The following is an 18,673-nucleotide window of genomic DNA, read 5'->3' on the forward strand; positions in this document are numbered from 1 at the left end:
GATTACGCCTCCGTATCATATAGGGGGGTATACTATATTTTATTACCCATAAAGGCAAAAAAAACCCCGTCGCGGGACGGGGTCAGGCAAAAAGGGTAACGATCATTTAGCGCTTACGAGGCATCATCCGCAGCAGGGTATTATCTTTCCACCAGTAATGATGGACCAGCGCGGCAAGGGCATGCAGGCCAATGACGAAGTACCCGGCGTTGGCTAACCATTCATGGATCGCCTTCAGGGTATCCACCCGCTCAAAATCGCTCTGTGGGGCATACGGCATGGTCAGGCCAAAGGCGTACCAGGGATTTCCGCGCCAGTACATCATCACCATCCCGATCAGCGGCAAGGCAATAAATAGCAGATAGATAACCAGATGGCCGAGATGAGCAAAACCGGTCATCATCGGCGACGGTTTCGGCACGATCGGCGGCGCTGGCGACTTCAGCCGCACCAGCAAACGCGCCACCATCAGCGCGCAGATGGTGATCCCGCAGGAGACATGAATCATATTAATCAGCGGCCGGTCACTACGGGGAAAAAATCCACGTAGCTCCATTGCCGCATAAGCCACCACCACCAGCAAAAAGACCAACCAGTGAATACCGATCTGCAGGCCCGAATATTTATCGCGCATGGAATTTCCTTAATGGAAAGAGTGATATCGCCAACATAGCGGCCTTCTCTTAAATTTTCATTAACCTTTACGTTGAATTAACAATTGATTACCGCATTGCGCCGATCCGCTCCCGACCCGGGAAGGCGCAGCATGCCTCGACGTGCTGAAGTGAACGGGCAACCGGCAGTCGGTACGCTATTACAAAATTAAACAGTTTTGTCACCTGCCACCGCCCTGTCCTTCTCTATAGTAGAGAGCATCTGTCGAGCCACGTTGCGCATGGAGATGAAAATGAAGAAAATCGGCTTACCGCTATTGTTGCTGGCCTCGCTGGCCGGCCCGGCTTTTGCCGCGGATTGCCAGCCTAACGGCATTGGCGGATCATTTTGCATAAACGATGATGGCACCACCACCGACACGGTACCGAATGAAGTGAATGGTATGGATACTTACTCAAACAATGGCGGGTATACCAGCTCCCTGCCCGATCAGTCGGGGGCCGATGAAGCGCTGGAAGGCTCGACGATGTCGACGCAACAGGATATGGTCGCCAGCAGCGGCCAGGGCGATAGCGCACTGGCTGGCCGCGACTGGCATGCACCGTCCAATCTCAATGATGGCGCCGCCACCTCCAGCATGAGTCTGCTGGATAAACCCTGAGATCGGATGCTAAGCGAGGCTCCAGCCTGCGGCGCCGATAGCGACGGCGAACAGCAGGCAGGCCAGCGCCGTTTTGCGTAACAGCATGGTATAGAATGAAATCGCAACGCCAATAAAGACCACAATCAGAATCGGCCACATGCTTAATAGCAGCAGCAGAAAACCCTCAATATTGTTATGGATTACGCTCTCCACATCCGCATCCTTGCCTCATCGTCGATAAAGTAAGCAGAATTTAATATGTAACATGAATACATTCAAATAAAATATAAATGCAAATGATTATGCACAGCATTCTGCGGCGGACGGTGGCTCGCCTGTCGCGGCGTCCTGGGGGGGCCATCAGGAGCCGCCACGAAAAGAGACGTCAGGATGGTTCCAGGACCACTTAGTGGTACGCTCGTACTCTTGCTGGGATCGCGCTCCCCTTCAGACCTTCATTCGCCGCTGATATCCGACACTACGCGCCGGCGATGGCAGTCGCCTGGTTGCAGTTTATCCCCCTGAGCGGAACGCACATCCAGATACTGAAGCGGCTGACCGTGTTCGTTATCCAGCAGGACAGAATAGGTTTCCCCCTGATCAAACATATAACGCTCTCCCCATTGCCGCATCGCCACAACAATGGGAAACACAGAGCGCCCCTTTTCAGTTAGGACGTATTCCTTGTAGGCGCTGCCATCCGATGCCGGTAAAATCTCGAAAATACCGATATCGACCAGGTGCTTCAGCCGCGAGGCAAGGATATTTTTGGCCAGCCCTAGATTCTTTTGAAACTCGCTGAAGCGCCGCACATCGTCAAAGGCCTCGCGAATAATCATCAGGCACCAGCGTTCTCCAATTGATTCCAGCGTTCTTGCCACCGGACATTCACTGGTTCTGAGTGATTCCTGTTTCGCCATCTGCGTGCTCTCCGTCTATCAGTCTGCTGTTGCCAGCTTAATCTCCCCTCGTAGCAGTTGCAAAAGAAAACCACTATGGCTAGTTTTATAGGCACACTAGTTTTAAAAAGCAACCAGAGTGCAGGCCTCTTATGAAATGCAAGGCAAGTTTGTGTACCGAGCACGAGATCCCGACCGCGTCAGCCCCTGTCACGATGCTGACCGCGGGGATAACGGCGCTGTTTTCATTGACCTGCGCGCTGGCGGTAGCCAACGTTTATTCAGCTCAGCCTTTACTCGACTCGATGGCGGTCAGCCTGAAGGTGTCGCCCGGTATGATTGGCAGCGTCGTCACGACAACGCAGGCGGGCTATGCCATTGGTTTGCTGTTCCTGGTTCCGCTCGGGGACGGGTTGAACCGTAAATACGTGGTGTTGACTCAGCTGTTGCTGTCAGTGGCGGCGTTAGTCGTGGCAGGGTTATCCCCTAATATCGCGATCCTGCTGGGTGCCATGCTGATCGTCGGGCTGATGGCCGTGGTGGTGCAGTTGATGGTGGCGTGGGTGGCGATACTGGCGACGCCGCAGAAACGAGGCCAGGCGGTAGGTACCCTGACCAGCGGCATTGTTTCAGGCATTCTGTTATCTCGTTTTATATCAGGGGCGATCGCTGATATCGCCGGCTGGCGAGCCGTTTATCTCACGGCTGCCTGTCTGATGTTGTTGATTGCCGGCGTCGTCTGGAAAGTCATGCCTTCGCCCCCGCCGCAGCCGCAAAAGCCCACTTATCTATCCTTACTGAAGTCAGTTTTTCAGCTGTATCTTACTGAACCGCAACTGAGAAAGCGCGGGATCCTGGCGCTGCTGATCTTCGCCGCTTTCAGCATGCTGTGGACGACCATGGTCATGCCGCTCACCGCTCTTTCCCTGTCGCACACCCAGACAGGGATGTTTGGCTTAGCCGGCATCGCTGGCGTGCTGGCCGCCTCAAGGGCGGGCAGATGGGCTGACCAGGGATGGGCGCAGCGCACGACCGGCCTGGCGCTGGCGCTGCTGGCGCTCTCCTGGCTGCCTATCGCCTGTGCCGAAACTTCTCTGCTCTGGCTGATAGCGGGCGTTATCGCACTGGACTTTGCGGTGCAGGCCGTTCATGTCACCAACCAGAGTCTGATTATTGCCGCCAGGCCTGCAGCGGCAAGCCGCCTGGTTGGGGCTTACATGTGTTTTTATTCGCTGGGCAGCGCGGCAGGCGCTATCGTCGCCACCCAGCTCTATTCTCACTGGGGATGGCAGGCGGTCTGCCTTGCCGGCGCCGCGGTCAGCGCCTGTGCTTTTCTGGTCTGGTCAGGATCGCGTCAATCATGAACGTCGTGCTCGCTGTAAAATGGCGCAGCGAAAAAGAGCGGAAAAGTGACCAGAGAAGCCCCAGCTGTTTGTATCGAATGGATTTTTTCAATGCTTTTAAACAGTTATGTACATGTTGTATAATGACGTGCACTTTAACTAAAAAAAGAGTGCGACCATGATTGATTCTTCATTGCCATTAACCGACATTCACCGCCACCTTGACGGTAACATCCGGGCCCAAACCATCCTCGATCTTGGCCGCGAGTTTAATATTGCCCTTCCCGCTTCCACCCTCGACACGCTGCGTCCCCACGTCCAGGTCACCAGCCTTGAGCCCGATCTGGTCAGTTTTCTTGCCAAGCTCGACTGGGGGGTAAAAGTCCTTGCCTCACTGGAAGCCTGCCGTCGCGTGGCATACGAGAACGTCGAAGACGCCGCGCGCAATGGCCTGCACTACGTTGAGCTGCGCTTCTCTCCCCGCTATATGGCGATGACCCACCAGCTTCCTGTCGACGGCGTAGTAGAGGCAGTGATCGCGGGCGTACGTGAAGGCAGCCGCGATTTTCAGGTCGACGCCCGCCTGATCGGCATTCTGAGCCGCACCTTCGGTGAAGCGGCCTGTCAGGAAGAGCTGGCGGCGCTGCTCGCTCACCGCGAGGGCATCACCGCGCTGGATCTGGCCGGTGATGAGCTGGGCTTCCCGGGCACGCTGTTCCTCAACCATTTTAATCAGGCCCGCGACGCTGGCTGGCATATTACCGTCCACGCTGGCGAAGCGGCCGGACCGGAAAGTATCTGGCAGGCCATCCGCGAGCTGGGCGCGGAGCGCATCGGTCATGGGGTCAAAGCGGTAGAGGATCCGGCCCTGATGGACTACCTGGCCAAACATCAGATCGGCATTGAATCATGCCTGACCTCGAATGTGCAAACCAGCACCGTGGCTTCGCTGGCCCAGCATCCGCTGAAGCAGTTCCTTGAGCACGGCGTGCTTGCGAGCCTCAACACTGACGATCCGGCGGTGCAGGGCGTCGATATCATTCACGAGTACACCGTGGCGGCGCCGGCGGCGGGCCTGAGCAGGGAGCTGATCCGTCAGGCACAGATCAACGGTCTGACCCAGGCGTTTCTGAGCGAACAGGAAAAAGCCGCTCTCATTCAGCGGGTGGCGAAAGGTTGATCACCGGCCCGGCGGCAGCGCTGCCGGGCTCCCCCTCACACCAGGCTGAGCGTGGCGCGATGTCTGGCTGACTCGATACCCAGCTCAATCAACGTCATGATCTGAATCGCCTCGCTGGCCGGGACCGGGTTTTCTCCCTCCCCGTTAAGCGCGTCGCGAATGGCGGCATAGTAGGCGGGATAGTTGCCCGGCAGCGTCAGCCATGTCTCCTCGCTTCGTTCGTCGCCTTCGGCGCGGGTCAGAGTACCGTCGCGCATATCATACCCCCAGTCCTCCTGCGGCAGTCGTTCACCGTTTTTTAGCCGTTCCTCCTGAGGATCAAGGCCGAACTTAATATAGCTGGCCCGCGAGCCGTGGACGATAAAGCGCGCGCTCTCCGCCGCAGCGAGCAATGTGCCATGCAGCACCACCCGCCGCTGGGGATAGGCCAGCACGGCATGAAAATAGTCGGTGGATTGCGCGCCGGGGCGAAGTTGAGCGAGATCGACTGTGATACTCACCGGCAGGCCAAAGAGCACCACCGCTTGATCGAGCAGATGTGGCCCCAGATCGTACCAAATACCACTTCCGGGACCACCCTGCTCACGCCAGCGCTGACGCACCTGGGGGCGGAAGCGATCGAAATGCGACTCAAAGTAACACACTTCCCCCAGCTGACCTTCGTTAATTAACGCCCTGACGGTTAAGAAGTCACTGTCCCAGCGGCGGTTATGAAACACCGACAGCACCCGGCCGCAATGCTTCGCCAGACTCTCCAGCTCGCGTGCTTGTGACAGTGTCACGGTAAAGGGTTTATCCACCACCACATGTTTGCCCGCTTCCAGCGCCGCTTTCGCCAGCGGAAAGTGGGTATCGTTCGGGGTGGCGATGACCACCAGCTCAATATCAGGATCGTTGAGCAAGTCCTTTGCCGCACTCACCACCCTGACCCCCGGCCAGTCGGCATGGACTTTGCCGGCCTCGCTGCTGGAGACCCTCGTCAGCGCCATGCCCGGCGTGCCGCCGATCAGCGGCGCGTGAAACGTTTTGCTGGCGTAACCGTAGCCTATCAGCCCTACCCGGATCGCGTCACTCATGTTACCGCCTCACTTATTCAGCTAATGTCAATATCGCGTAGATGAGAATAATCTTACAAACAATGAGCAAAATTTATCATTTGATTCACAGCTGTTTTCCCGCATGCGTGCAAAATCAGACAGATACCCCTTGTGATCTGCTGACCATGGAGTAACATTTCCCACTGTGTTCAAAGGATACTGAAGTGTTATGACGACTGTTTTTACCCGTATTGTAGAACTTATTGGCTGGATTGTTTTTGGGATTTCCGCACTGCTTTTGGTTATCGCCCACCATATTGATAACTACCAGTCGCCACCGCCAGCGGATGTGGTGCAGACAAAGTAGCGCCGCCGTGAAACAGTGACCCGCCTCGCAACTGTGCAACCGGTTTCAGAAACCGGTTGCACAGCTATCCTTGCTTTGATTACACTCCCTCTATCATCAGACTGGGAGCTTTTTCATGGCCGCTTTTCCGCACAATTTTTTATGGGGTGCCGCTACCGCAGCGTATCAGGTTGAAGGTGGGCACGACGCAGACGGTAAAGGACCGTCAATCTGGGACATCTACTCTCACCTGCCGGGTACCACCTTTGAAGGCACCACCGGCGATGTCGCGGTCGATCACTATCACCGTTTTCGCGAAGACGTTGCGTTAATGGCCGAAATGGGCCTGCAAAGTTATCGATTCTCTATCTCCTGGCCCCGGTTGCTGCCCGCCGGGCGCGGCGAAGTGAATGAAGCCGGCGTACAGTTTTACAGCGATCTGATCGACGAACTGCTGGCGCACAATATTGAGCCGATGATCACCCTCTATCACTGGGACCTGCCGCAGGCCCTGCAGGATGAGGGTGGCTGGGAAGCACGCACTACCGCCGAGGCCTTCGCCGAGTACGCCCGCCTGTGCTATGCGCGCTTTGGTTCACGGGTGAAGCTGTGGGCGACCTTTAACGAAACCATCGTGTTCATTGGTCACGGCTACATTAATGGTCTGCATCCCCCGGCGGTGCGCGATCCGGCGCGTGCCATTCAGGCCTGTCATCACGTGTTTATCGCCCATGCGCTGGCGGTCAAGGCATTCCGCGAGATGAACGTGGCGGGCGAGATTGGCTTCGTCAATGTGCTACAGCCGCATACTCCGCTCACCGACAGTGAGGCGGACAAAAAAGCCACCGAACTGGCTGACGCCATCCACACCCACTGGCTTTACGACCCGGTACTGAAAGGCACCTATCCTGCCGCCCTGCTGGCGCAGACCCAGGCTCTGTGGGGGGTACCGCGCTTTGCCCCGGACGATGACACACTACTGCGCGAGAATCGCTGTGACTTTATCGGGCTGAATTACTATCGCCGGGAAACGGTGTCCGCCCAGCCGCCCAACATCCCCACCGGTGGCGAACCTGGCGTGGAGGGGTTGTTCTATTTCGTGCGTAATCCGCAGAGCACCTATACCGAATGGGGATGGGAAATCTGGCCGCAGGGGCTGACGGACGGCATTATGATGATCAAGGAACGCTATGGCGATATCCCGATCTATATCACCGAAAATGGCCTGGGAGCGAAAGACCCGATAATTGCCGGAGAAGTGGTCGACGATCCGCGAATCGACTACCTGAGCAGCCATATTGGCGCCCTGGAAAAGGCGCTGGCGCTGGGGGCGGATGTGCGCGGCTATTATCCCTGGTCGTTTATCGATCTACTGAGCTGGCTCAACGGGTATCAAAAGCAGTACGGCTTTGTCTATGTCGATCACCAGCAAAATCTGGCACGCAAACGAAAGAAGAGTTTTTATTGGTACAAATCTGTTATTGCCAGTCACGGCGAACAGCGTTAATCTTCTCTTGCGGGCGCCATTCGGCGCCCGGTCTGGTTTTAGAATATTCTTAAACTTCTCCCTGCTCTTCAAGGTCGGCTCTCGCCCCTTGTCATGGGTTTATATAACCTGAATCATTCCACCCGGCCCCATTCAGAAGGCGCCGTTGGTTGAGAGTAGGTTTAGTGAATGCTGATAATATTCAACATAATTATTCCGATTATAAAATGGATACGAAAATGACCGTTCTGGACTATTTATTAAAATTCCGCAAAATCAGTTCGCTCGAAAGTCTTGAAAAACTATTTGATCACCTTAACTACTCCCTGACCGACACCGAAGAGATCGTGAATATGTATCGTGCGGCCGACCACCGCCGGGCAGAGCTGGTCTCCGGTGGTAAATTGTTCGATGTGGGCCAGGTGCCTAAATCCGTTTGGCGATTCGTGCAGTAAGGCTGTCATCCTTCACGCCAGTTGCTTATACTTCCCGGCCTGATTTTCATTACTGGCGTTGAATAGGGGAGTAACATGACGTCTCAATCTGCAGAACGCATTGGCGGATGGCTGCTGGCACCGCTGGCCTGGTTGCTGGTGGCGCTGCTGAGCGCCTCCTTATCGCTGCTGTTTTTTGCTAATGCTCTCATGTCGACGCAGACGTATGCCCTGCTCCGCGCCATGAGCACCGGACATCTGGCGCTGTGGCTCGCTTCGCTGCTGTTTGCCGTCGCCATGTGGTATTACACGCTCTGGCTGACCATCGCGTTCTTTAAGCGGCGCTCGCTGGTTCCTAAGCACTATATTATCTGGCTGCTCATCACCCTGCTGCTGGCGATAAAGGCATTTGCCTTCTCTCCCGTCTCGGATGTCCTTGCTTTGCGCCAGCTGCTGTTTCCACTCTTGGCTGCCGCGCTCCTGGCGCCCTATTTTCGCCGTTCCCAGCGGGTAAAACGGACCTTTGTTCATCCGTAATAACCCCACACTTAACCTGTTGTCGCCGGTATCGTTTTATTCGATAATAAGCGGCTTTTTTTCGTTTCAGGTCGCATGATGGCTGATTATTTACTGCTCTTTATTGGTACAGTCCTGGTCAATAACTTCGTTCTGGTGAAGTTTCTTGGTCTGTGCCCGTTTATGGGGGTTTCCAAAAAGCTGGAAACCGCAATGGGGATGGGGCTTGCCACCACCTTCGTGATGACGCTGGCCTCTATTTGCGCCTGGCTGATTGATACCTGGATCCTTATCCCCTTAAATCTGGTCTATTTACGCACGCTGGCCTTTATTCTGGTCATCGCCGTGGTGGTTCAGTTCACTGAAATGGTCGTGCGTAAAACCAGCCCGGCGCTCTATCGCCTGCTGGGTATTTTTCTGCCGCTGATCACCACCAACTGTGCCGTACTCGGGGTGGCGCTGCTGAATATTAATCTGGGGCACAATTTCCTGCAGTCCGCGCTGTACGGCTTTGCCGCCGCCGTCGGTTTCTCGCTGGTGATGGTGCTGTTCGCGGCGATCCGCGAACGCCTGGTGGTGGCCGATGTGCCCGCGCCGTTTCGCGGTAATGCCATCGCATTGATTACCGCCGGTTTAATGTCTCTGGCCTTTATGGGCTTTAGTGGTTTGGTGAAGTTGTAATGAGCGCAGTCTGGATAGCCGTGATCGCCATCAGCCTGTTAGGGCTGATTTTCGGCTTAATACTGGGGTATGCCTCCCGCCGTTTCGCGGTGCAGGACGACCCGGTGGTGGAAAAAATTGATGAACTGTTGCCGCAGAGCCAGTGCGGGCAGTGCGGCTACCCCGGCTGTCGTCCCTATGCGGAAGCTGTTGGTGCCCAGGGTGAAAAAATTAACCGCTGTGCGCCGGGTGGCGAAGCCGTAATGTTAAAAATCGCCGCCTTACTGAACGTCGACCCGCAGCCGGTCGATGGCGATGAACAGGAGGCGGAGCCAGTTCGTATGCTCGCGGTAATCGACGAGCCGAACTGCATTGGCTGCACCAAATGCATCCAGGCGTGTCCGGTGGATGCGATTGTCGGGGCAACCCGCGCCATGCATACCGTGATGAACGACCTGTGCACCGGTTGTAATCTGTGCGTTGCCCCCTGCCCGACCCAGTGCATTTCGCTCGTTCCGGTGGCGACCACCCCGGAAACCTGGAAATGGGATCTCCATGCGATCCCGGTGCGCAATATTCCTGTGGAACAACATGTTTAAGTTATTTTCCGCTTTCCGAAAAGATAAAGTCTGGGATTTTAACGGCGGTATTCATCCGCCCGAAATGAAAACCCAGTCTAACGGTACCCCACTGCGCCAGGTGTCCCTGCCGCAGCGCCTTATCATTCCGCTCAAGCAGCATATTGGCGCCGAAGGCGAACTGTGCGTCAAGGTGGGCGATCGGGTGCTGCGCGGCCAGCCGTTGACCCGCGGATGGGGAAGAATGCTGCCCGTACACGCCCCGACCTCCGGTACCGTTACCGCCATCGCCCCGCACACCACCGCTCATCCTTCGGGGCTGGCGGAGATGAGCGTGATCATTGACGCCGACGGCGAAGACCGCTGGATTGAGCGCGATGGCTGGAGTGATTATCAGGTCCGTACGCGCGAAGCGCTTATCGAACGCATTCATCAGTTTGGCGTCGCGGGCCTCGGCGGCGCCGGTTTCCCCACCGGCAGCAAACTGCGCGGCGGCGGCGATAAAATTAAGACGCTGATTATTAACGCCGCCGAATGCGAACCCTATATCACGGCGGACGACCGCCTGATGCAGGACTGCGCCGCGCAGATTGTCGACGGGATCCGCATCCTCGCGCATATTCTGCAGCCTGACGAAGTACTGATCGGCATTGAAGACAATAAACCGCAGGCCATTTCGATGCTGCGGGCGGTGCTCTGCGACGCCCATGGCATCTCGCTGCGCGTGATCCCCACTAAATACCCCTCCGGTGGGGCCAAGCAGCTTACCCAAATTCTCACCGGCAAGCAGGTGCCTCATGGCGGTCGTTCGTCGGATATTGGCGTGCTGATGCAGAACGTGGGGACGGCCTATGCGATAAAACGCGCGGTGATTGACGGCGAGCCGTTAACGGAGCGCGTGGTCACCCTGACCGGCGAGGCGGTCTCGCGGCCGGGCAACGTCTGGGCGCGCCTTGGTACCCCGGTACGCCATCTGCTTAACGACGCCGGCTTCTGCGCCAGCGCCGAGCCAATGGTGATCATGGGCGGCCCGCTGATGGGCTTTACCCTGCCGGGGCTGGATGTCCCGGTGGTGAAGATCACCAACTGTCTGCTGGCGCCTTCCTCCAGCGAGATGGGCGAGCCGCAGGAAGAGAAAGGCTGCATTCGCTGTAGCGCCTGCGCCGACGCCTGTCCGGCCGATCTGCTGCCGCAGCAGCTGTACTGGTTCAGCAAAGGCCAGCAGCACGATAAAGCCACCGCGCACAATCTGGCGGACTGCATAGAATGCGGCGCCTGCGCGTGGGTTTGCCCAAGCAATATTCCGCTGGTGCAGTACTTCCGTCAGGAGAAAGCGGAGATCAGCGCGATTCGCCAGGAAGAGCAGCGCGCCGCAGAAGCTAAAGCGCGATTCGAAGCCCGACAGGCGCGCCTGGAGCGTGAAAAAGCCGCCCGCGCCGAACGACATAAAAAAGCTGCCGTTCAGCCTGCCGCCAAAGATCAGGATGCGATTAACGCCGCCCTCGCCCGGGTACGCGATAAACAGCGTGATGCGGCGCAACCGATCGTGATTCAGTCTGGCGCCAAACCGGATAACAGCGAGGCGATTGCCGCCCGCGAAGCGCGGAAGGCCGAAGCCCGGACACGCAAGGCACAGCAGCAGGCCGCGTCGGTGGAAACCCTGTCGACCGACGCAGCAGATCCACGCAAGGCGGCGGTGGAAGCCGCTATCGCCCGCGCCAAAGCGCGTAAAGCCGAACAGCAGGCCGCGCCGGTGGAAGCCCCGGTAGCCGAGCCGGTCGACCCGCGTAAAGCCGCGGTGGAAGCCGCTATCGCCCGTGCCAAAGCGCGCAAAGCCGAACAGCAGGCCGCGCCGGTGGAAGCCCCGGTAGCCGAGCCGGTCGACCCGCGTAAAGCCGCGGTGGAAGCCGCCATCGCCCGCGCCAAAGCGCGTAAAGCCGAACAGCAGGCTGCGCCGGTGGAAGCCCCGGTAGCCGAGCCGGTCGACCCGCGTAAAGCCGCGGTGGAAGCCGCCATCGCCCGCGCCAAAGCGCGCAAAGCCGAACAACAGGCCGCACAACCGGATCTCGCGTCAGCCGCAGCCAATGACGACCCACGCAAAGCGGCCGTCGCCGCGGCTATCGCCCGCGTTCAGGCGCGTAAAGCAACACAGCAGGCAGTTAACGAGGAATAAATGGTTTTCAGAATCGCAAGCTCCCCCTATACCCATAACCAGCGGCAGACCTCGCGTATTATGCTGCTGGTGCTGCTCGCCGCCGTGCCTGGCATTGTGGTCCAGACCTGGTTTTTCGGCTGGGGTACCGTACTGCAGATTGTCCTCGCCGCATTGACGGCCTGGGCAACGGAAGCCGCTATTCTCAAACTGCGCAAACAGCATATTGTGGCGACCCTGAAGGACAACTCCGCCCTGCTCACTGGCCTGTTGCTGGCGGTGAGTATTCCGCCGCTGGCCCCCTGGTGGATGGTTGTGCTCGGCACTGCCTTTGCCGTGGTGATCGCCAAGCAGCTGTACGGTGGATTAGGCCATAACCCCTTCAACCCGGCGATGATCGGCTACGTCGTGCTGTTGATTTCATTCCCGGTACAGATGACCTCCTGGCTGCCTTCATATGAAATTGCCGCCCAGCTTCCGGCGTTCAGCGATGTGCTGCAGATGATCTTTACCGGGCATACCGCCGCCGGGGGCGACATGGCCAGCCTGCGACTGGGTATCGACGGCATCAGCCAGGCCACCCCGCTGGATACCTTTAAAACCTCTCTGCATGCCGGGCATAGCGTCCAGCAGGTGCTGCAATTGCCGGTTTACGGTGGCGTACTGGCGGGCCTCGGCTGGCAGTGGGTGAATATCGCCTGGCTGGCGGGCGGTCTGTTCCTGCTGTGGCAGAAAGCGATCCGCTGGCATATTCCGGTCAGCTTTCTCCTTAGCCTTGGGCTGTGTGCCACCCTCGGCTGGTTATTCTCGCCGCAAAGCCTGGCGTCGCCGCAGATGCATTTGTTCTCTGGCGCCACCATGCTCGGTGCTTTCTTTATTCTGACCGACCCGGTGACGGCTTCAACAACCAACCGCGGCCGCCTGATCTTCGGCGCCCTCGCCGGCCTGCTGGTGTGGCTTATTCGCTGCTTCGGCGGTTACCCGGATGGCGTGGCATTTGCCGTTCTGCTGGCGAATATTACCGTGCCGCTGATCGATTATTACACGCGCCCGCGCGTGTACGGCCACCGTTGAGAGAGCGATGATGTTAAAAACGATGCGAAAACACGGCGTCACGCTGGCGCTGTTTGCCGCCGGTTCCACCGGACTGACGGCGGCGATCAATGAACTGACGAAAAGCACTATCGATCAGCAGGCGGCCCTGCAGCAGAAAGCGTTATTTGATCAGGTCTTACCCGCCGACCGCTATAATAACGATCTGCTCAAGAGCTGCTATCTGGTCAGCGCCCCGGCGCTGGGCAAAGGCCAGCATAAAGTGTGGATAGCCAAAAATAACGACCAGCCGATCGGCGCGGTGATGGAAGCCACCGCGCCAGATGGCTATTCCGGGGCAATACAGCTGTTGGTTGCTGCCGATTTTAGCGGCACGGTCCTCGGCACCCGCGTGACCGAGCATCATGAAACGCCGGGCCTGGGCGATAAAATCGAGCTTCGCCTGTCGGACTGGATCACCCATTTTGCCGGGAAAGTCATCCACGGTCAGGGCGACAGCCATTGGGCGGTCAAAAAAGATGGCGGCGATTTTGACCAGTTCACCGGCGCCACCATCACCCCCCGGGCGGTGGTCAATGCCGTTAAGCGCGCAGGCCTGTATGCACAAACGCTGCCTGCGCAACTTCCTGAATTCACCGCCTGTGGAGAATGACCATGAGCGAAGTTAAAGACGTCATCGTCCAGGGCCTGTGGAAAAATAACTCCGCCCTGGTTCAGCTGTTAGGGATGTGCCCTCTGCTGGCGGTCACCTCGACCGCCACCAACGCCCTCGGGCTGGGTCTGGCGACCACCCTGGTGCTAACCTTAACCAACCTGACCATCTCCAGCCTGCGCCGCTGGACGCCGGCGGAGATCCGGATCCCCATCTACGTGATGATCATCGCCTCGGTGGTGAGCGTCGTGCAGATGCTGATCAACGCCTATGCCTTCGGCCTCTATCAGTCGCTGGGGATTTTCATCCCGCTTATTGTGACCAACTGCATCGTGGTCGGCCGCGCCGAAGCCTTTGCCGCCAAAAAAGGGCCGGCGCTGTCGGCACTGGATGGCTTTTCTATCGGCATGGGCGCCACCTGCGCGATGTTTGTGTTGGGCTCCCTGCGCGAGATCCTTGGCAATGGCACCCTGTTTGACGGCGCCGACAGCCTGCTTGGTAGTTGGGCAAAGGTGCTGCGCATCGAGGTTTTCCATACGGATACCCCCTTCCTGCTGGCTATGCTGCCGCCAGGCGCCTTTATTGGCCTCGGCATGATGCTGGCGGTAAAATACCTCATCGATGAACGTAGCAAGCAGCGGAAGGCGCAAGCGGCCCGGGCCGTTTCTGTCGCCCCGTCTGACGTGACAGGGAAAGCGTAACATGAACAAAGCCAAACGCCTGGCGATCCTCACCAGGCTGCGGGAAAACGATCCCCATCCCACTACCGAACTGCATTTCAGTTCGCCGTTCGAGTTGCTGATTGCCGTTCTGCTTTCTGCGCAGGCCACCGATGTCAGCGTCAACAAAGCGACAGCCAAACTCTATCCGGTGGCCAATACGCCCGCAGCGATGCTGGCGCTGGGGGTGGATGGGGTGAAATCGTATATCAAGACTATCGGCCTGTTTAACAGCAAAGCGGAAAACGTCATCAAAACCTGCCGCATCCTGCTCGAGCAGCACAACGGCGAGGTGCCGGAAGACAGAGCGGCGCTGGAGGCGCTGCCCGGCGTGGGCCGTAAAACCGCCAACGTGGTACTAAACACCGCCTTTGGCTGGCCGACCATCGCCGTGGACACGCACATCTTCCGCGTCTGCAATCGGACGCAATTCGCCCCTGGCAAGAATGTTGAGCAGGTGGAAGAGAAGCTTCTGAAGGTGGTCCCCGCCGAGTTTAAGGTCGACTGTCATCACTGGTTGATCCTGCATGGACGTTATACCTGCATTGCCCGCAAGCCGCGCTGCGGCTCCTGCCTGATTGAAGACCTCTGCGAATTTAAAGAGAAAGTCTACGCCTGATCCCTTCTTCTGAGCCATAACTTAACCCTGAGTTATGGCTCGAATTTGTGTATTTAACCCGCCGTTACCACCAGAAAATGTCTCTTATGATGGGTAATAATCCGGCTATATAACGAACAATCAGTGCTTTCATTTTTTCTCGATGCAAAATTTCTATACATTTGTGATCGAGATCATGCTCGCAACTTTATGTTGATTACATGTTGTGAAAATGAAAACAAATGTCAGGCAATACAACGATTGAGCAAAGATTACCAGGATAATAGACCATTAATTTTTAGGATAATGGACCATATCACTACCAATGAGGTCAATCAGTAGAATATATCGCCTTTTTAACGAAATCAGACTGATGAAAAAGATAAAAATAGCAATCATAACGAAACGGTGAAATTTAACTCTGGATAACATTCATATGTCCGGAGCATTATGCCACCCACATTATGTGTAACAGTTTATTACAAAGGCCTTGCCTGACGCGCCAGGATAGTGAACATTACCTGCCGTTTTCCCTCCCAAAATAACTATAAAGGCGGCGGTCCAACGAGATTGCGCCCCGAACACCCCCCAGTAAATATGGGATGTAAAAAAAGAGGTATATGTGTCTACTGCAAACAATAAACCAGCAGAAAGCGTGAGTCTGAACGCTTTCAAACAACCACGCGCGTTCTATCTCATTTTCTCGATCGAGTTATGGGAGCGTTTTGGTTATTACGGCCTGCAAGGGATCATGGCCGTTTACCTGGTAAAACAGCTGGGTATGTCGGAAGCGGATTCCATTACTCTGTTCTCCTCCTTTAGCGCGCTGGTCTATGGTCTGGTTGCTATTGGCGGCTGGCTGGGCGATAAAGTGCTGGGCACCAAACGTGTCATCATGCTGGGCGCTATCGTGCTGGCCATCGGCTATGCGCTGGTGGCCTGGTCCGGCCATGATGCTGCCATCGTCTATATGGGTATGGCGACCATCGCCGTCGGTAACGGTCTGTTCAAAGCCAACCCGTCATCCCTGCTTTCTACCTGCTATGACAAAAACGATCCCCGTCTGGACGGTGCATTCACCATGTACTACATGTCCATCAACATCGGTTCGTTCTTCTCGATGCTGGCAACCCCATGGCTGGCCGCTCGCTTCGGCTGGAGCGTGGCGTTTGCCCTCAGCGTGGTGGGGATGGTGATCACGATTATTAACTTTGCCTTCTGCCAGAAATGGGTAAAACAGTACGGTTCGAAACCGGACTTTGCCCCGGTACACATGGGCAAACTGCTGGCGACCATCGCTGGCGTGGTGGTGCTGGTCGCCATCGCCACCTGGCTGCTGCACAATCAGGGCATCGCACGTATGGTGCTGGGCGTCGTCGCACTGGGTATCGTCGTGATTTTCGCCAAAGAAACCATCGGTCTGAAAGGTGCCGCGCGTCGTAAAATGATCGTCGCCTTCCTGCTGATGGTAGAAGCGATTGTCTTCTTCGTGCTGTACAGCCAGATGCCAACCTCTCTGAACTTCTTCGCGATTCGTAACGTTGAGCACTCGATCCTCGGTATCGCCTTCGAACCGGAACAGTATCAGGCGCTGAACCCGTTCTGGATCATGATTGGTAGCCCTATTCTGGCAGCCATTTATAACAAGATGGGCGACCGCCTGCCGATGCCGCACAAGTTCGCTATCGGCATGGTACTGTGCTCCGGCGCGTTCCTCGTCCTGCCTTTAGGGGCGAAGTTCGCCAGCGACGCCGGCATCGTCTCGGTTAACTGGCTCATTCTGAGCTACGCGCTGCAGTCTATTGGTGAGCTGATGATTTCCGGCCTCGGCCTGGCGATGGTCGCGCAGCTGGTTCCGCAGCGTCTGATGGGCTTCATTATGGGCAGCTGGTTCCTCACTACCGCCGGCGCGGCGATCATCGCCGGGAAAATCGCCAACCTGATGGCGGTGCCGGAAAACGTCACCGATCCGCTGGTGTCGCTGGAAGTGTACGGCCACGTGTTCCTGCAGATTGGTATCGTCACCGCGGTTATCGCCGCCCTGATGCTGCTCACGGCGCCGAAGCTGAACCGTATGACTCAGGACGACAGCGCAGACCTGAAAGCACGCGAAACCGCGGCAGCCTGACGCCGCAGGGAAAACCAATTATTTTTAAGCCGCTAACGTTAGGTTAGCGGCTTTTTTTTTACCCCTGGCGGGACTAACATACAGAAAACTGCAGCCACGAGGAGTTACGCATGAAACTGTTCTACAAACCCGGCGCCTGTTCCCTGGCCTCGCATATCGCCCTGCGCGAAAGCGGCCTGGATTTCACGTTGCAGAGCGTGGACCTGGCCAAAAAACGGCTGGAAAACGGGGATGATTATCTGCTGATCAACCCGAAAGGTCAGGTGCCGGCGTTGCTGCTGGATGATGACATCCTGCTCACTGAGGGCGTGGCTATTATGCAGTACATCGCCGATCAGGTGCCGGACCGCCATCTGCTGGCGCCAGTGGGCTCCATTGCCCGCTACCAGACCCTGGAGTGGCTGAATTACGTGGCCACCGAGCTGCATAAAGGCTTTACCCCGCTGTTCCGCCCGGATACCCCGGAAGACTATAAGCCTGTCGCGCGGGCGTTGCTCGAGAAGAAACTGCAGTATGTTGATACGTCGCTGGAAGATAAACAGTGGCTGACCGGCCATCGCTTTACTATCGCCGATGGCTATCTGTTCACCGTGCTGCGCTGGGGCTATGGCATAAAACTGGATATGGCTGCCTATGGTCATATCGACAGCTGGATGGCGCAGGTGGCAGCGCGTCCGGCGGTGGCGGCCGCACTGGCGGCTGAAGGCTTAAAATAAGGCCTGAACCTGCCCGGCGGACCGTCGGGCAGGCCCGGGGAGTTACAGCCGGGTGGCGCTGAAGCAGTGCTCCGGTACGGCAATGCGATCCTGCGCCGCCACCACCTGCAGTTCATACTCTTGCATGTTTTTGGTGGTGAGCATGATCTCGTACACCGCGGCGGTAACGTGCTCAAGCGCATCGCGCAGGCTGGCACCCTGCAGCAGTTTCACCAGCAGCAGTCCACTGGTCACATCGCCGACGCCAACCGGCTGACGCAGGCCAAAATCCACCAGCGGCCGACTGATATGCCAGGCTTCTTCGGCCGTCACCAGCAGCATCTCAAAACGATCCATGCTCAGACCGGCGCGGGAAAGATGTTTAACCAACACCACCTCCGGCCCCTGGGCAATCAGCTCCCGCGCAGCAGCTACCGCTTCGCTGACGCTGGCGACCGGATGACCGCACAGGATCTCCAGTTCAACCAGATTCGGCGCAATAATATCGCTGGCCGGCAGCGCATAGCGCACGTGGAATTCCGCCACGCCGGGCGCGACGATACACCCTTTCTCCGGATGGCCCATCACCGGGTCACAAAAGTACTTCGCCGCCGGATTGGCCGCTTTCACCTGACGCACGATACCGAGGATATGCTCGCCCTGTTCAGCGGAACCGAGGTAGCCGCTCAGAACCGCATCGCAGGTCTGCAGCTTGTCGATGTCGGCAATGCCCTGGACGATCTCCGTCAGGTGTGAAGGCGGCATCACGCAACCGGTCCATTTACCGTATTGCGTATGGTTGGAGAACTGAACGGTATTCAGGGGCCAGACATTGGCGCCCAGACGGCGCATCGGAAACTCGGCGGCACTGTTGCCGGCGTGGCCAAACACAACGTGAGACTGAATGGCGAGGATGTTCTTCATTTTCTTACCACAACC

General features: G+C 57.2%; 21 protein-coding genes. 16 read left to right on the forward strand and 5 right to left on the reverse strand.

Annotated elements, in window-relative coordinates:
• Nucleotides 1-106 precede the first annotated feature (106 nt).
• Entirely contained in the window at nucleotides 107-634 is a 528-nt protein-coding gene (gene cybB / locus SPE70_RS14330) for a cytochrome b561 (RefSeq protein ID WP_008804655.1), read from the reverse strand.
• Nucleotides 635-907: 273 nt separating this feature from the next.
• Here cybB and SPE70_RS14335 point away from each other — a divergent pair, with 273 nt between their 5' ends.
• Nucleotides 908-1,276: a hypothetical protein gene (locus tag SPE70_RS14335; protein WP_064170287.1), complete on the forward strand. Its 369-nt coding sequence runs from the start codon at nucleotides 908-910 to the stop codon at nucleotides 1,274-1,276.
• Between the two features lie 9 nt (nucleotides 1,277-1,285).
• Here the strand turns inward: SPE70_RS14335 and SPE70_RS14340 are convergent, their stop codons facing one another.
• Together SPE70_RS14340 and SPE70_RS14345 are read right to left on the reverse strand one after the other, a co-directional pair.
• Nucleotides 1,286-1,471, reverse strand: a complete 186-nt coding sequence (locus SPE70_RS14340) for a hypothetical protein (protein WP_008804653.1) — start codon at nucleotides 1,469-1,471, stop codon at nucleotides 1,286-1,288.
• Between the two features lie 242 nt (nucleotides 1,472-1,713).
• The gene (locus SPE70_RS14345; protein ID WP_228961007.1) at nucleotides 1,714-2,097 is read right to left on the reverse strand and encodes a winged helix-turn-helix transcriptional regulator; all 384 of its coding nucleotides are present in this window, start codon (nucleotides 2,095-2,097) and stop codon (nucleotides 1,714-1,716) included.
• A 275-nt stretch (nucleotides 2,098-2,372) separates the two neighbouring features.
• Here SPE70_RS14345 and SPE70_RS14350 point away from each other — a divergent pair, with 275 nt between their 5' ends.
• Both SPE70_RS14350 and add read left to right on the forward strand, forming a co-directional pair.
• On the forward strand, nucleotides 2,373-3,521 hold the full coding sequence (locus SPE70_RS14350; protein ID WP_163590720.1) for an MFS transporter: 1,149 nt from the start codon (nucleotides 2,373-2,375) through the stop codon (nucleotides 3,519-3,521).
• Between the two features lie 157 nt (nucleotides 3,522-3,678).
• A complete protein-coding gene (gene add / locus SPE70_RS14355) occupies nucleotides 3,679-4,680 on the forward strand; it encodes an adenosine deaminase (RefSeq protein WP_064170290.1) in 1,002 nt (333 codons plus the stop codon).
• 35 nt (nucleotides 4,681-4,715) lie between these two features.
• On the opposite strand, the gene SPE70_RS14360 is transcribed toward add, so the two are convergent.
• Nucleotides 4,716-5,756 carry an oxidoreductase gene (locus SPE70_RS14360; RefSeq protein ID WP_032735785.1) on the reverse strand — a complete coding sequence of 347 codons (1,041 nt, stop codon included), beginning with the start codon at nucleotides 5,754-5,756 and terminating at the stop codon, nucleotides 4,716-4,718.
• Nucleotides 5,757-5,946: 190 nt separating this feature from the next.
• Between SPE70_RS14360 and blr the strand changes: the two genes are divergently transcribed.
• The 13 genes from blr to gstA all read left to right on the forward strand — a co-directional run bounded on the left by blr (nucleotide 5,947) and on the right by gstA (nucleotide 17,755).
• Entirely contained in the window at nucleotides 5,947-6,084 is a 138-nt protein-coding gene (blr, locus tag SPE70_RS14365) for a division septum protein Blr (protein WP_012541534.1), read from the forward strand.
• A gap of 115 nt (nucleotides 6,085-6,199) precedes the next feature.
• Nucleotides 6,200-7,570: a GH1 family beta-glucosidase gene (locus tag SPE70_RS14370; RefSeq protein ID WP_008804648.1), complete on the forward strand. Its 1,371-nt coding sequence runs from the start codon at nucleotides 6,200-6,202 to the stop codon at nucleotides 7,568-7,570.
• Nucleotides 7,571-7,788: 218 nt separating this feature from the next.
• The gene (ydgT, locus tag SPE70_RS14375) at nucleotides 7,789-8,004 is read left to right on the forward strand and encodes a transcription modulator YdgT (protein ID WP_004202843.1); all 216 of its coding nucleotides are present in this window, start codon (nucleotides 7,789-7,791) and stop codon (nucleotides 8,002-8,004) included.
• 75 nt (nucleotides 8,005-8,079) lie between these two features.
• The gene (locus tag SPE70_RS14380) at nucleotides 8,080-8,520 is read left to right on the forward strand and encodes a DUF2569 domain-containing protein (protein ID WP_008804647.1); all 441 of its coding nucleotides are present in this window, start codon (nucleotides 8,080-8,082) and stop codon (nucleotides 8,518-8,520) included.
• Between the two features lie 78 nt (nucleotides 8,521-8,598).
• Nucleotides 8,599-9,180 carry an electron transport complex subunit RsxA gene (rsxA, locus tag SPE70_RS14385; RefSeq protein WP_002907658.1) on the forward strand — a complete coding sequence of 194 codons (582 nt, stop codon included), beginning with the start codon at nucleotides 8,599-8,601 and terminating at the stop codon, nucleotides 9,178-9,180.
• Entirely contained in the window at nucleotides 9,180-9,758 is a 579-nt protein-coding gene (gene rsxB / locus SPE70_RS14390) for an electron transport complex subunit RsxB (RefSeq protein WP_008804646.1), read from the forward strand. The genes rsxA and rsxB overlap by 1 nt, the downstream gene beginning before the upstream one ends.
• Entirely contained in the window at nucleotides 9,751-11,910 is a 2,160-nt protein-coding gene (gene rsxC / locus SPE70_RS14395) for an electron transport complex subunit RsxC (protein ID WP_136047343.1), read from the forward strand. The genes rsxB and rsxC overlap by 8 nt, the downstream gene beginning before the upstream one ends.
• Entirely contained in the window at nucleotides 11,911-12,963 is a 1,053-nt protein-coding gene (rsxD, locus tag SPE70_RS14400) for an electron transport complex subunit RsxD (protein WP_064165813.1), read from the forward strand.
• Between the two features lie 10 nt (nucleotides 12,964-12,973).
• The gene (gene rsxG / locus SPE70_RS14405) at nucleotides 12,974-13,594 is read left to right on the forward strand and encodes an electron transport complex subunit RsxG (protein WP_032691405.1); all 621 of its coding nucleotides are present in this window, start codon (nucleotides 12,974-12,976) and stop codon (nucleotides 13,592-13,594) included.
• Nucleotides 13,595-13,596: 2 nt separating this feature from the next.
• On the forward strand, nucleotides 13,597-14,295 hold the full coding sequence (locus SPE70_RS14410) for an electron transport complex subunit E (RefSeq protein ID WP_008804642.1): 699 nt from the start codon (nucleotides 13,597-13,599) through the stop codon (nucleotides 14,293-14,295).
• A gap of 1 nt (nucleotide 14,296) precedes the next feature.
• Nucleotides 14,297-14,932 carry an endonuclease III gene (gene nth, locus SPE70_RS14415; RefSeq protein WP_008804641.1) on the forward strand — a complete coding sequence of 212 codons (636 nt, stop codon included), beginning with the start codon at nucleotides 14,297-14,299 and terminating at the stop codon, nucleotides 14,930-14,932.
• Nucleotides 14,933-15,533: 601 nt separating this feature from the next.
• The gene (gene dtpA / locus SPE70_RS14420; RefSeq protein ID WP_008804640.1) at nucleotides 15,534-17,039 is read left to right on the forward strand and encodes a dipeptide/tripeptide permease DtpA; all 1,506 of its coding nucleotides are present in this window, start codon (nucleotides 15,534-15,536) and stop codon (nucleotides 17,037-17,039) included.
• Between the two features lie 110 nt (nucleotides 17,040-17,149).
• Complete coding sequence (gene gstA, locus SPE70_RS14425; RefSeq protein ID WP_008804639.1) at nucleotides 17,150-17,755, forward strand: glutathione transferase GstA; 606 nt, start codon at nucleotides 17,150-17,152, stop codon at nucleotides 17,753-17,755.
• Between the two features lie 42 nt (nucleotides 17,756-17,797).
• On the opposite strand, the gene pdxY is transcribed toward gstA, so the two are convergent.
• Nucleotides 17,798-18,658, reverse strand: coding sequence for a pyridoxal kinase PdxY (pdxY, locus tag SPE70_RS14430; RefSeq protein ID WP_008804638.1), 861 nt, complete (start codon nucleotides 18,656-18,658; stop codon nucleotides 17,798-17,800).
• Between the last annotated feature and the right edge of the window lie 15 nt (nucleotides 18,659-18,673).

The organism is Klebsiella sp. ZJOU C1 (assembly GCF_035620215.1).
Taxonomy (GTDB): Bacteria; Pseudomonadota; Gammaproteobacteria; order Enterobacterales; family Enterobacteriaceae; genus Klebsiella; species Klebsiella variicola.

Coding starts and splice junctions, on each gene's coding strand:
- rsxG (WP_032691405.1), top strand. CDS start 12,974: ATGTTAAAAACGATGCGAAAACACGGCGTCACGCTGGCGCTGTTTGCC.
- SPE70_RS14350 (WP_163590720.1), top strand. CDS start 2,373: ATGCTGACCGCGGGGATAACGGCGCTGTTTTCATTGACCTGCGCGCTG.
- pdxY (WP_008804638.1), bottom strand. CDS start 18,658: ATGAAGAACATCCTCGCCATTCAGTCTCACGTTGTGTTTGGCCACGCC.
- rsxB (WP_008804646.1), top strand. CDS start 9,180: ATGAGCGCAGTCTGGATAGCCGTGATCGCCATCAGCCTGTTAGGGCTG.
- rsxC (WP_136047343.1), top strand. CDS start 9,751: ATGTTTAAGTTATTTTCCGCTTTCCGAAAAGATAAAGTCTGGGATTTT.
- SPE70_RS14370 (WP_008804648.1), top strand. CDS start 6,200: ATGGCCGCTTTTCCGCACAATTTTTTATGGGGTGCCGCTACCGCAGCG.
- nth (WP_008804641.1), top strand. CDS start 14,297: ATGAACAAAGCCAAACGCCTGGCGATCCTCACCAGGCTGCGGGAAAAC.
- blr (WP_012541534.1), top strand. CDS start 5,947: ATGACGACTGTTTTTACCCGTATTGTAGAACTTATTGGCTGGATTGTT.
- cybB (WP_008804655.1), bottom strand. CDS start 634: ATGCGCGATAAATATTCGGGCCTGCAGATCGGTATTCACTGGTTGGTC.
- ydgT (WP_004202843.1), top strand. CDS start 7,789: ATGACCGTTCTGGACTATTTATTAAAATTCCGCAAAATCAGTTCGCTC.
- rsxA (WP_002907658.1), top strand. CDS start 8,599: ATGGCTGATTATTTACTGCTCTTTATTGGTACAGTCCTGGTCAATAAC.
- rsxD (WP_064165813.1), top strand. CDS start 11,911: ATGGTTTTCAGAATCGCAAGCTCCCCCTATACCCATAACCAGCGGCAG.
- gstA (WP_008804639.1), top strand. CDS start 17,150: ATGAAACTGTTCTACAAACCCGGCGCCTGTTCCCTGGCCTCGCATATC.
- SPE70_RS14335 (WP_064170287.1), top strand. CDS start 908: ATGAAGAAAATCGGCTTACCGCTATTGTTGCTGGCCTCGCTGGCCGGC.
- SPE70_RS14410 (WP_008804642.1), top strand. CDS start 13,597: ATGAGCGAAGTTAAAGACGTCATCGTCCAGGGCCTGTGGAAAAATAAC.
- SPE70_RS14345 (WP_228961007.1), bottom strand. CDS start 2,097: ATGATTATTCGCGAGGCCTTTGACGATGTGCGGCGCTTCAGCGAGTTT.
- SPE70_RS14380 (WP_008804647.1), top strand. CDS start 8,080: ATGACGTCTCAATCTGCAGAACGCATTGGCGGATGGCTGCTGGCACCG.
- SPE70_RS14360 (WP_032735785.1), bottom strand. CDS start 5,756: ATGAGTGACGCGATCCGGGTAGGGCTGATAGGCTACGGTTACGCCAGC.
- add (WP_064170290.1), top strand. CDS start 3,679: ATGATTGATTCTTCATTGCCATTAACCGACATTCACCGCCACCTTGAC.